Source organism: Hymenobacter rubripertinctus (assembly GCF_003583925.1).
GTDB classification, from domain to species: Bacteria; Bacteroidota; Bacteroidia; order Cytophagales; family Hymenobacteraceae; genus Hymenobacter; species Hymenobacter rubripertinctus.
This window is the reverse complement of sequence record NZ_QYCN01000064.1, coordinates 1-11,193: the sequence shown is the minus strand read 5'-3', so window position 1 is coordinate 11,193 and position 11,193 is coordinate 1. Positions and strand designations below refer to the sequence as shown.

The following is an 11,193-nucleotide window of genomic DNA, read 5'->3' as shown; positions in this document are numbered from 1 at the left end:
CCAGAAGCGGCATCATATTGAGCAGACATTCAGTAAGTTCAAGCAGTTTCGGCGTATTGCCACGCGCTACGATAAGTTAGACCGCTCATTTGATGCCTTCATCTGCTTACGCGTCATTACCCTCTATCTTAATTGAGAACAGCTCCTAGAGTTAGATGAGCTGTGGACCTTTGTGGGCTATAAAAGCAACAAAGTGTGGCTGTGGCTGGCCGTGGAGCGGGCCAGTCGCCGCATCGTGGCCTGGGTGCTCGGTGACCGGAGCCGGGCCACAATGCAGCGCCTGTGGGACGCCTTGCCCGAGCACTACCGCACAGATACGTGGTACTACACGGACAAGTGGGAGGCCTACCGGGGCGTGTTTCCGGCTACTGCGCACCGGCCCAGCCCCAAAGGTAGCGGCCAGACGAGCATCGTGGAGGCCATCAACTGTTCGTTGCGCCAAAAGGGCGGCGTGTTGGTGCGCAAGTCCTGCTCGTTCAGCCGGTGCGAGAAAATGCACCATACGCGCATCCAACTCGTCATTGACGAACACAACCGGCGGTTAACGCCAACCTGAATCACCTCGCATTATACCACCGCCGATATGTTTTGGCAAGCGGGAACCGGGTGGCCAACTGTTTATCGCGGCTGGGTAAGCTGCGGATCTGCCGCAGCTTACCCAGCTACCGCGGCCGCGGGCGAGGCTGCCAGCCAATGCCGAAACTCATTAACAGTGCGGGCAGCCCACCGGCGTACCACTGCTGGTAGGATGGCGAACCGGCGGGCTGGAAATCATTGGGTGGCTGACGGCTACTAAACGAGCTTCCCATCGCAAACTGCGTGTACCAGGCGTTGTCCACGCTTAGCGGATAGCGCACGGCCAGCGTCAGGTCGTGCCGGAAAAGGCCGAAGTCGGCTATTGGCCGTTCATCATCAAGGACCTGCGAAAACCGCACCCGCGACAACCGATAGGTAAGACTGGTACTGACCTGCCCGCCCACGTAGGCCAGCCCCGCCTGCCCAAAGCCCTTGCCGTAGCGGCCGCGCAGCTCGTCGCAGCCAATAAAACAGTCGCGCCGCCGAACGCGGGCCAGCCCCGCCCCGGCGGTGGTATTCAGGAGCCAATTCTCGTTACGACCCAGCAGCCAGTAGCCGCCCAGTCCCAGCTCGCCCTGGCCGGTGCGCAGGTACTGCTCGCCGCGGGTCCAGAGCCCAGCCATGCCCGTGCCGCTTACTACCACATGGGGTAACGGCGAATAAGCGGCCTTAAATTCGAGCCGGGCCGATGGGTGCACAAGGGCGATAAGCTCGGCTTCCTGCCGCGCTTTTACCAGCGGCATAACGGCCGTAGTTGGCACGTACAGGGCGCAACCGGAGAGCCCGAGAATGGTAAGGCTGGTAAGTAACAAGTGTTTCATGGGCGGGAGTCTGATAACCGTCCCAAGAAACCCAGATTAACTGGCCCTGCCACCCCAGCATTGCCACTGTTCAGACTTTGCCAACCGGCTCAGATCCTAGCCAAGTGGCCCAACCGCCACCTTCACCCCCCGAAAAGCGAGTAACGCATCTGTTGCTATCCGACTTTTTAAACGACCCGGGCGCTGCCCTACTTCCCCCCGCTCTGCCCGCCCACGTTCACAACCAGCCCAAACTGGAACACGGAGTTGGCGGCCTTGAGGAACTTGCGGTGCTTGAGGCCGAAGTTGCTGCCGCTGATGAACTGGGCATCGATGGGGCCGAGCAGGGTGATGCGGGTGTAGGTGATGGGCTCCAGGAAGATATTGTCCTCGTTGAAGGCGGGCTGGCCGTTGAGGCGGAAATCGGTGAGCGTGACGTAGCTGGCGCGTAGGGCCGTACCGTAGCTCACGGGCCAGTCGCGACCCAGTACGTGGTAGGTTTTCTTGTCCTTGGAGGTATAGTTGACCTGCACGAAGTACTTGTTCAGGCCCGCTTCGAGGGTACGCGTAACGCCCTCGGCGGGCGTGCGCTCCACCCGTTTGGTCTGGCCCAGGCCGAAGCCGCCGTACACTTCCAGCACCCGGTGGTCGGAGAGGCGGGTGAAGTAGCCTACGCCCAGCTCGCCGAAGTCGTGGTCTTCGGCCTTCTTGGTTTTGTTGGTGTGCAGAAACGAGGCCGACCCCATCACGCCCAGGTGGTCCGACACGGCGTAGGCCCCCTGCACGGCCGTATTCTGGCTCAGGTTGGTGTGCAGGCCGGCGCTCCACTCGCCCTTCTGGGTGAGCAGCGGCACCTGGGGCGGGGGTGGGAAGTAGAGGGAAGCGCAACCCGCCAGCAGCGGCAGCAACAGCGAAACGAGAAGCGCACGGGGTGCAAAGGGCATAATGGAAGCCGGAAAAAGTGAGCGGGAGCAGGCAGAACGCACGAAACCCGGTTTCGTTGCCCGGCCGGCCGGCTAACAGTTGCGTACAGGAGGCAGGGCCGCCCCAAACTGGAAGCCGGCTGCTGCTCAAACTTCGCATTTATGTCTGCTACATCCTACGACGCTCTGATTATTGGCTCCGGTCAGGCCGGCAACCCGCTGGCGTACGCCCTGGCCGAGGCCGGCCGCCGCGTGGCCCTGATCGAAAGCACTTACCTGGGTGGCTCCTGCGTGAATTACGGTTGTGCCCCCACCAAAATTATGCTGGCCTCGGCCCAACGGGCTCATCTGGTGCGTACGGCCGGGGAGCTGGGCATCGAAACACCCCCGCCCACCGTGGACTTCGCGGCCGTAGTGGCCCGCAAGGACCGGATTACGCGCAAAGCGCGGGCAGGCATTGAGCGCAATCTGACCGAAGAGCACGCCAACATTACCCTGGTTCGGGGTCGGGCCCGGTTCACGGCCCCGAACACGCTGCACGCAGACCTCAACGACGGGGCCGGCAGCACCTCGCTCACGGCCCCGCTCATTTTCCTCAATACCGGCACCCGGGCGGCCGTACCGCCCATTCCGGGTCTGGAACAAGCGGGCTACCTGACGAACGAAACGCTGCTGCTGGACCTGAAAGAGCAGCCGGAGCATCTCATCATTCTGGGCGGCAGCTACATCGGCGTCGAATTCGGCCAGATGTTCCGCCGCCTGGGCTCCCGCGTCACGGTGCTCGACACGGCCCCGGCCATCATGTCGCACGAAGACGCGGACGTGAGCGCGCCCTTGCAGGCGCTGCTGGAGGCGGAAGGGGTGGAATTCGTGCTGGAAGCCCAGGCCCGCCACGTGTCGCGCAACGCCGAAGGCCTGCTCACGCTCACGGCCGATACGCCCGCCGGGGAGCGGCGCATCCGGGGCTCCCACCTGCTCGTAGCCACCGGCCGCGTGCCCAATACCGCTGATCTGGGCCTGGAGCTGGCCGGCATCGAAACCGATGAGGCCGGGTACATCCGGGTAGACGAGCACCTACGCACGCCGGCCAAAGGTGTGTACGCTCTCGGCGACGTGAAGGGCGGCCCCCAGTTCACCCACATCAGCTACGACGACTACCGCATCGTGCGCGACATCGTGCTGCACGACCAGACCCGTCCGACCACCGGCCGGCCCCTGCCCTACGTGGTGTTCACCGAGCCCCAGCTGGGCCGCATCGGCCTCTCGAAGGAGCAGGCCCGGGAGCAGAAAATCCCGTTTCGGGTGAGCCGGCTGCCCGCCAGCACCATCGGCCGGGCCAATGAAACGGGCCTGACCGACGGCTTCGTGGAGGTGCTGGTCGGCGACGATGACCGGCTGCTGGGCGCGGCCGTGCTTTGCGAGCAGGGCGGCGAAATCATGACCATGTTCCAGCTGGCCATGGCCGGCAACCTGCGCTATCAGCAGCTGGTGGATATGATTATTGCCCACCCCACCTGGGCCGAGGTGCTCAACAACGTCTTCCAGCGGCTCAGGCGCGGGCAGTAGCCCCCGCAACCGCGTAAGTTCCTTTTCTTTGCCCCATGAAAGTCCTGGCAGAAACCGAGCGCCTGCTGTTGCGGGAACTGACCTCTGCGGATGCGGCGGGTATGTTTGAGTTGGATTCCGACCCGGAAGTACACCGGTTTCTGGGCAACCGGCCGGTCCGGACGCTGGCCCAGAGCGCGGCCGTCATCGAGTTCGTCCGGCAGCAGTACCAAACCAACGGCATCGGGCGCTGGGCCGTGGAGTTGCGGGCCACCGGGGAATTCCTGGGCTGGGCCGGTCTGAAACTGGTACAGGAACCCCTCAACGGCCACGTAGGATTTCACGACGTCGGCTACCGATTCATCCGGCGGTTCTGGGGGCGGGGTTTCGCCACGGAAGCGGCCCGGGCCAGCGTGGCCTACGGCTTCAAGGTGCTGCACCTGCCCGCGCTCTACGCCACCGCCGACCTGCGCAACCTGGCCTCCCGCGCAGTGCTGGGTAAGGTTGGGTTTCGCCAGGTCAGCGAGTTCGACTACGAGGGCGTCCCGACGGCTTGGCTGGAAGCCCGTTCGCCCCATAGGCAAGCGTAATACAGCTGCTGCCGCTTATTTTTCGGCCGCCCGGCCGCACCGGTGCGGGTAAATCAAGAGTCCGACGGAGGTAAACGACCGAACGTCCTTGGTGTCCGCCAGCGGCCGCGGCAGATACCAGCCCCGGTCATTTAGCTCAGCGGGGCGGCTCGGCCGGGGTGGTACGGAACAGGTGTGGCAACAGCACCACGCTCACAGCCATGTACGGAATGCCCTCGCGCACCCGGGCTTCGGCGTAGGTTCGGGTCGGGTCGAAAGCCCGCCGTGGCTCGCTGGAAGCCCCGAGAGCCAGCTGAACCTGCAGCCAGGGCAAGGCACTTTCGGGGGTGCCGAACCGGCAGAAGGCCATGGGCTCGTGGCGAGTGAGGCGTCGCACGCCCACCGGCTGCCCGTTGTAAGTCAGCTCATCGAACCGGACTCCGCTCAGGCGGTAGGCGGCCCCCACCGTAAGCCCCGACCGGCGGCCCGGGAAGAAGTACGACACGGCCAACTCGCCGAACTGCCGGTGGTAGCGGGCCCGGAAATCATTGTAGTATGGCTGCCAAATAATGGCGCCCTCGGAATACGCACTCACGCTACGCGCCTGCCCGAACCCCACCAGCCCGCTCACCAGCCCATTCCGGCCAAAGGGCAAGTACCCACCAGCCGCTAGCTCGTACTGCCGGCTGCTTTCGTAGCGGGCGCTGTCGGCCCGACTGTTCGGACTGGTGCGGATGCCGCCAGCGGCCCGCACCAGTCCGAACAGTCGGGCGAGTACGTCGCCCCGGCTTCCCAGCGCCGGTTGAAATAAGAGTTGGCTTGCACTTCCACCTGCCCTTTATCGCGGAGCTGCGGGGCGGCGGGCAGCATGGGCACGTACACCGAACAGCCCGCCAGCAAACCTGCTGCCAGGCCCGACAGGGCAATGTTCACCACGCGTATCAGGTGCCTAGAAGAGTAGCGTTGGTCCATAGCTGTATAATTCGGTCGAACGACAACAGGAGCCCAACCGATGCCCGACGGTTGCAAGGCGCACGAAAAAGCCCGCCGGAAGTGCTGCCAGCGGGCTTTTCAGTAATGAGGCGACGGGCTACTTGGCGTAGGCTACGGCGCGCATTTCGCGGATAACCGTGATTTTGATCTGGCCGGGGTACTGCATTTCTTTCTCGATTTTCTGGGAAATTTCGTAGCTCAGCTCGGCGGCGCGCTCATCGGTTACGTTCTCGGCGTCCACCATCACGCGCAGCTCGCGGCCGGCCTGAATGGCGAAGCACTGGTTGACGCCCTTGAAGCCGTTGGCGGTTTCTTCGAGCTGCTTGAGGCGCTTGATGTAGCTTTCCATCATCTCGCGGCGGGCACCGGGGCGCGAGCCCGAAATGGCGTCGCAGGCCTGCACCAGGGGCGAAATCATGGCCGTCATCTCCATCTCATCGTGGTGGGCCCCGATGGCGTTGACCACGTCGGGATGCTCCTTGTACTTCTTGGCCATCTCCATGCCCAGAATGGCGTGGGGCAGCTCGGGCTCCTCGGTGCTGACCTTACCGATGTCGTGGAGCAGACCAGCGCGTTTGGCATGCTTCACGTTGAGGCCCATTTCGGCGGCCATCGTGGCGCACAGGTTGGCTACTTCGCGGCTGTGCTGGAGCAGGTTCTGGCCGTAGCTGGAGCGGAAACGCATCCGGCCCACCATCTTAATCAGCTCGGGGTGCAGGCCGTGGATGCCGAGGTCGATGATGGTTTTCTCCCCGATTTCCACGATTTCCTCGTCGATGTTCTTACGGGTTTTGGCCACGATTTCCTCAATGCGGGCCGGATGAATCCGGCCGTCTTTCACCAGCAGGTGCAAACTCAGGCGGGCTACTTCGCGGCGCACCGGATCGAAGCCCGAGATGATGATAGCCTCGGGCGTATCGTCCACAATGATTTCAACGCCCGTGGCGGCCTCCAGGGCCCGGATATTGCGGCCTTCGCGGCCAATAATCTTGCCCTTCACATCGTCACTTTCAATGTTGAAAATGCTGACGCAGTTCTCAATGGCGTGCTCGGCGGCGGTGCGCTGAATGGTTTCGAGCACGATTTTCTTGGCATCCTTGGTGGCCGTGAGCTTGCTCTGGGCCACCACGTCCTTGATGTAGGAGCTGGCCTGAATCTGGGCTTCGTTGCGCAGGCCGTCCACGAGCTGCTCGCGGGCTTCGGCGGCGGTGAGGCCCGAAATGGTTTCGAGCTGGGTGGTGATGGCGCTGATTTTCTCGCTCAGCTGCTGGCGGATGTCGCGCAGCTCGGTTTCCACTTCCTGCTCGCGCTGCTCCAGCTTGGCCAGCTGGCCTTCGAGGGTGGCTTTGCGCTTTTCCTCCTGCTGCTCCAGCTTCTCGCGCTGCTGCTGGGCCTGGGTTTCGAGGCGCTCCTTGGCGGCGTCGAGCTCCTTTTCCTTGCGCTGGACCTGGTCGAGTTGCTTCTGGGTGGTCTGCGAGAGCTGCTTGATACTCTGCTCCTGCTCCACTACGCTGGCCCGGCGCTCGGTCAGCTCCTGGTCGAGGGCCTGCTTCTGGCGGCGGCTATCCTGTTCAAATTCCTGCTTGAGGGTGCGGAATTTATCCTTAGACTGTTGAATCCGCTCGTCGCGGGTACGGGTGGCCTGGGCTTCGGCTTCGGCCAGGATCTGCTGGGCCTGGGCCTTGGCATCGCCTTCGTGATCCTGCCGGGCCTTTCCGGCCAGCAGGCGCCCAAGCACGAGGCCAACCCCGAGGGCCAGCACCGCCGCCAGGACGATATAAAGAGTTTCAGACATGAGCGTAGAGGGGGTTTTAGGAAAGGAAGAACCCACAGCCTGCTGGAAACGCCAAATGCCCGCGCAGTGGCCGGGCCATTCGCCCGGCCCCGCTCCGGGCTGTTACTTCACGCCGAATCGGCCCCGCTCCTATGCTGGAGGCGGGGTCAGACCAGCACCGTGCCCGATAGCAGCTCGTCCAAACGCGCGAGGCGCTCGGTCAGGGCCGCATCGGTCCCATCCTTTTCCGTGCTGACCTTCAGGCGGTCAGCCATCGTTGATAAGGCAATCATGGCCAGCAGATCCTGCTTGTCCTGAATGCCGTACTGGTCGCGAAATTCCTTCATCCGTTCGCTGAGCAGCCGCCCTGCCAAGCGCAGGCGCTCCTCGTCCTGCGGGCTTACCTTCATGGGGTAATCCCGGTCGGCGATGCGGATTTTGATAGACAGATCGGACATCAGGGGTTACGGGCAGTAATGGGGGTGGTTTGCGGTGGTGGTTACTCCCTCAAATAGGCAAGGCACTTATCTATTTCGCGGATGTATTCGTTTAGGCGAAGTTTCAGCTCGTTGACATTGGCCGGTTCTCCGGCTATGGTATTGACAAGTTTAGTGATATTCTCCTGATTCTGGAAATCCTTGATTTCGCGTTCCCGGTCGCGCACATCCGCCCGGAGTTGCTGCACGGTGGTTTGCGAATCGGCCAGCTCCTCGCGCAACTGCTGATAGGCAGCCACTAAGGTGGTTACCTGCCGCTCCAGGCGGTCGAGTTGGGCCAGCTGCTGGGTGGAAGCCATTTTTCTTAGTTGTCAGATATTGGTTGTCAGTTGTCAGGCAGGAGAAGCGTTCTAATTGACCTGTTGCCCGCCTACATTTCAGCAGGAAGTTGTGTGTTCTCTCCTGCAAACTAACAACTGACAACTAACAACTGACAACCCGCAACTAAATCTACCGCCGAATTACGGCGCCGGCCTGCTGCTCGAACTGCTGAATGAGCCGGTTCATCACCGCGTCGATGGCCTGGTCGGTGAGGGTTTGGGCGGGGTCCTGGAGCTGGAAGCTCACGGAATAGGACTTTTTGCCGTCGCCCAGGTTGGGGCCCTCGTACACGTCGAACACGTTTACCTGTTGCAGGAGCTTCTTTTCGGTGCGGCGGGCAATCTGCTGGAGCTGGTCGAAGGTCACGGTCTGGTCTACTACCAGGCTCAGGTCGCGGCGCACTTCCGGGAACTTGGGCAGCTCGCGGGCCACCAGCGCGTTCTTGTACTTGCGCATCAGCCAGTCCCAGTCCAGTTCGGCGTACCACACGGGCTGGCTCACATCGAGGCGTTTGAGCAAGGCCCCCGCCACGGCCCCGAGGCGGGCCACCGGCTGGTTCTGGGCCAGCAGGGTGAGGCCGCCGGCCAGGTAGGGATGCTGCACCGGCTGGGAGGTAGGGGCCGGGAAGCCCAGCGAAGCCAGCACCTGCTGCACCGCGCCGGCCAGCTGGTGGAAGCTGCTCTTATCAGATTTCTGCTGCCAGGTTTCGGGCACCGCGTTGCCGGTGAGGTAGATGACGAGCTGATTCTGCTCCTCGAATGCCCCGGTGGGCAGCTGGCGGTAGGTTTTGCCGAACTCGTAGAGCTTCAGGTCGCGCTGGCGGCGGTTCACGTTGTGGCGCACCACTTCCAGGCCGCTGGGCAGCAGGGAGGGGCGCAGCACGTTCAGCTCGGCACTGTTGAAGTTGAGCAAATGAACCAGCGTTTCGTCGGGCTGGTCTACCTGCTCGAAATACTGCGAGTTGGTGATGGAGTTGGTGATAATCTCCGAAAACCCCTGCCCGCTAAGCAAACGGGCCGTATTCTGGCGGATGATTTCGGGGTCGGGATTCGGGAACCGGGCCAGGAAGGTAGCCGAGTTGTGGGGGCGCAAAGCCACGTGGTTGTAGCCGTAGATGCGCAGAATCTCCTCAATCACATCGGCCTCCCGGGTCACGTCCACCTTGTGCGGCGGCACCGACAGCATCCACTCTGTGGAATTATGAATTGCCGCTTCGGGAGCCTGACCGGAATTCATACTTATTTCCTCAGAAATGAGGATATCGAGGTCGGTGAGGATCTGGCGGATGCGCTCGGGGGCGATGAACTGGCCAACGAGCTTCTCCACCCGGGCCAGGCGCAGGCGCACGGCCGTGTGGCCGACGGGGGCGGGGTACTCATCCACGAGGGGGGCGGCCACGGTAGCGCCGGCCACTTCCTGGAGCAGCAGCGCCGCCCGCTTTAGGGCCACCAGCACCATGTTGGGGTCGGTACCGCGCTCGAAGCGGAAGGAGGCGTCGGTTTTGAGCTGGTGGGTCTGGCTGGTTTTGCGCACTGCGGCGGGCAGGAAGTAGGCGCTTTCCAGAAACACGCGGGTGGTGGCTTCGCTCACGCCCGACGTTTTGCCCCCGAATACGCCGGCCAGCGCCATTGGGGTGCCCGCAGCATCGGCAACTACCAGGTCTTCGGCCCGCAGGGTGCGCTCTACGCCGTCGAGGGTGGTCACCTTTTCGCCGGCGGCGGCCCGCTTCACCCGGATGTGGTGGCCGGCAATCTGGTCGGCATCGAAGGCGTGCAGGGGCTGGCCCAGCTCGTGGAGCACGAAATTGGTCACGTCAACCACGTTGTTGATGGGCGCGAGGCCGATGCTGCGCAACCGGCGCTGGAGCCACTCGGGCGAAGGCCCCACCCGCACGTTGTTCAGCAGCAGGCCGGCGTAGCGCGGGGCGGCTTCGGCGTCCTCCAGAGTCACCCGAATATTTTGGGCCGCTTCGGTGGGGGCGTGGAAGCCGCTGATGTCGGGCAGGTGGCAGGGCTGGCGCAGCAACGCGCGCAGCTCGCGGGCCACGCCGTAGTGCGAAGCCGCATCGGCCCGGTTCGGCGTCAGGCCGATTTCGAACACCGAATCGGAGCCCAGGCCGAAATAGTCGGCGGCGGGCGTGCCGTTGGGCAGGTCGGTATCGAGCACCAGAATGCCGTCGTGCGACTGGCCCAGGCCGATTTCGTCCTCGGCGCAGATCATGCCCTCGGAGGCCGCGCCCCGGATTTTGGACTTCTTGATTTTGAACGGTTCGCCGCCCGTGGGGTAGAGCATGGCGCCTTCCAGGGCCACCACCACGCGCTGCCCGGCGGCCACGTTGGGTGCGCCGCACACAATCTGGCGGGGAGTGGCGTCGCCCACGTCCACGGTGGTCAGGCTGAGCTTGTCGGCATCGGGGTGTTTTTCGCGGGTGAGCACGGTGCCCAGCACGAGGCCGCGCAGGCCGCCGGGCACGCTTTCGAGCTCCTCAATGCCCTCTACCTCCAGCCCCGAGCCGGTGAGTAGCTGGCCGATTTCGACGGCGGGTTGGTCGGCAGCAATCAGGGTACGGAGCCAGTCGAGGGATATTTTCATGGTTGGTAGTAGTCGGTTGGAGGATGTCGGTGGGGGGGGGTGGCAGACGGTCCGATTACTCGGCTCCGGATAACTGCCCGCCAACACCCGCCACCTTATTGCCGGCAAAGGTACGGATTCGGGCGGGCGGCAGAAACGGGCGGCTGGTGGCCCTTTGCGCCCGCCGCCCAATCGCGGCTATCCAGACAGCGGCCCGGGCAGCGCGCTGCCCGGGCAGATGTGGTCCTGCGCAGAAGTGGGCCACTGGCCTCCGGCGCGAACTTAAGGGGCAGCGAAGCGCCGGTTTTTTGCGCAAGCCCTGCCAAGAGCGCCTTGCCCATTTACTTAACTGCTGTTACGCAGGTCGCTTCCGGTATCTGCGGTGGCAGGTCGTTTTTCGTTGCTCGTTTTTCGGGGCTGATTGGGTACTGAAGGTGAAGCAGCCCCGAAAAACGAGCAACGAGCAACGAAAAACGGGCGGTGGTATAATGCGAGGTGATTCAGGTTGGCGTTAACCGACGGTTGTGCTCGTCGATGACGAGTTGGATGCGCGTATGGTGCATTTTCTCGCACCGACTAAACGAGCAGGACTTGCGCACCAACACGCCGCACTTTTGGCGCAAC

At 63.2% G+C, this 11,193-nt stretch carries 11 protein-coding genes and 1 pseudogene; 4 read left to right on the top strand and 8 right to left on the bottom strand.

Translation table 11 applies throughout. The features are described 5' to 3' along the window. Nucleotides 1-136, top strand: a 136-nt coding sequence (locus tag D0T11_RS20920) for a transposase (protein ID WP_147374619.1), incomplete at its 5' end; no start/stop codon positions are given. 15 nt (nt 137-151) lie between these two features. Beyond that, nucleotides 152-556 (top strand): annotated as a pseudogene (locus D0T11_RS20915) (IS1 family transposase); the annotation flags it as partial. Between the two features lie 106 nt (nt 557-662). On the opposite strand, the gene D0T11_RS20910 reads toward D0T11_RS20915, so the two are convergent. Both D0T11_RS20910 and D0T11_RS20905 read right to left on the bottom strand, forming a co-directional pair. Continuing rightward, complete coding sequence (locus D0T11_RS20910) at nt 663-1,397, bottom strand: hypothetical protein (protein WP_147374771.1); 735 nt, start codon at nt 1,395-1,397, stop codon at nt 663-665. Between the two features lie 188 nt (nt 1,398-1,585). Then, nucleotides 1,586-2,320, bottom strand: a complete 735-nt coding sequence (locus D0T11_RS20905; RefSeq protein ID WP_119657757.1) for a hypothetical protein — start codon at nt 2,318-2,320, stop codon at nt 1,586-1,588. A gap of 141 nt (nt 2,321-2,461) precedes the next feature. Here D0T11_RS20905 and D0T11_RS20900 point away from each other — a divergent pair, with 141 nt between their 5' ends. Together D0T11_RS20900 and D0T11_RS20895 are read left to right on the top strand one after the other, a co-directional pair. Further along, entirely contained in the window at nt 2,462-3,865 is a 1,404-nt protein-coding gene (locus D0T11_RS20900) for a mercuric reductase (protein WP_119657756.1), read from the top strand. A gap of 35 nt (nt 3,866-3,900) precedes the next feature. Then, complete coding sequence (locus tag D0T11_RS20895) at nt 3,901-4,434, top strand: GNAT family N-acetyltransferase (RefSeq protein ID WP_119657755.1); 534 nt, start codon at nt 3,901-3,903, stop codon at nt 4,432-4,434. A gap of 136 nt (nt 4,435-4,570) precedes the next feature. Here D0T11_RS20895 and D0T11_RS20890 read toward each other — a convergent pair whose 3' ends face one another. The 6 genes from D0T11_RS20890 to pheT all read right to left on the bottom strand — a co-directional run bounded on the left by D0T11_RS20890 (nt 4,571) and on the right by pheT (nt 10,590). Next, nucleotides 4,571-5,068, bottom strand: coding sequence for a hypothetical protein (locus tag D0T11_RS20890; protein WP_147374770.1), 498 nt, complete (start codon nt 5,066-5,068; stop codon nt 4,571-4,573). A gap of 14 nt (nt 5,069-5,082) precedes the next feature. After that, nucleotides 5,083-5,385, bottom strand: a complete 303-nt coding sequence (locus D0T11_RS22260) for a hypothetical protein (RefSeq protein WP_147374769.1) — start codon at nt 5,383-5,385, stop codon at nt 5,083-5,085. A gap of 118 nt (nt 5,386-5,503) precedes the next feature. Next, entirely contained in the window at nt 5,504-7,201 is a 1,698-nt protein-coding gene (gene rny / locus D0T11_RS20885; RefSeq protein WP_119657753.1) for a ribonuclease Y, read from the bottom strand. A gap of 146 nt (nt 7,202-7,347) precedes the next feature. Beyond that, nucleotides 7,348-7,638 carry a cell division protein ZapA gene (locus tag D0T11_RS20880; protein ID WP_119657752.1) on the bottom strand — a complete coding sequence of 97 codons (291 nt, stop codon included), beginning with the start codon at nt 7,636-7,638 and terminating at the stop codon, nt 7,348-7,350. Between the two features lie 41 nt (nt 7,639-7,679). Then, on the bottom strand, nt 7,680-7,976 hold the full coding sequence (locus D0T11_RS20875; protein WP_119657751.1) for a hypothetical protein: 297 nt from the start codon (nt 7,974-7,976) through the stop codon (nt 7,680-7,682). Between the two features lie 151 nt (nt 7,977-8,127). Further along, nucleotides 8,128-10,590, bottom strand: a complete 2,463-nt coding sequence (pheT, locus tag D0T11_RS20870) for a phenylalanine--tRNA ligase subunit beta (protein ID WP_119657750.1) — start codon at nt 10,588-10,590, stop codon at nt 8,128-8,130. Between the last annotated feature and the right edge of the window lie 603 nt (nt 10,591-11,193).

Excerpts from the sequence above, each read along its gene's own strand:
- rny (WP_119657753.1), bottom strand. The coding sequence starts at position 7,201 with ATGTCTGAAACTCTTTATATCGTCCTGGCGGCGGTGCTGGCCCTCGGG.
- pheT (WP_119657750.1), bottom strand. The coding sequence starts at position 10,590 with ATGAAAATATCCCTCGACTGGCTCCGTACCCTGATTGCTGCCGACCAA.
- D0T11_RS20895 (WP_119657755.1), top strand. The coding sequence starts at position 3,901 with ATGAAAGTCCTGGCAGAAACCGAGCGCCTGCTGTTGCGGGAACTGACC.
- D0T11_RS20900 (WP_119657756.1), top strand. The coding sequence starts at position 2,462 with ATGTCTGCTACATCCTACGACGCTCTGATTATTGGCTCCGGTCAGGCC.
- D0T11_RS20875 (WP_119657751.1), bottom strand. The coding sequence starts at position 7,976 with ATGGCTTCCACCCAGCAGCTGGCCCAACTCGACCGCCTGGAGCGGCAG.
- D0T11_RS22260 (WP_147374769.1), bottom strand. The coding sequence starts at position 5,385 with ATGGACCAACGCTACTCTTCTAGGCACCTGATACGCGTGGTGAACATT.
- D0T11_RS20905 (WP_119657757.1), bottom strand. The coding sequence starts at position 2,320 with ATGCCCTTTGCACCCCGTGCGCTTCTCGTTTCGCTGTTGCTGCCGCTG.
- D0T11_RS20910 (WP_147374771.1), bottom strand. The coding sequence starts at position 1,397 with ATGAAACACTTGTTACTTACCAGCCTTACCATTCTCGGGCTCTCCGGT.
- D0T11_RS20880 (WP_119657752.1), bottom strand. The coding sequence starts at position 7,638 with ATGTCCGATCTGTCTATCAAAATCCGCATCGCCGACCGGGATTACCCC.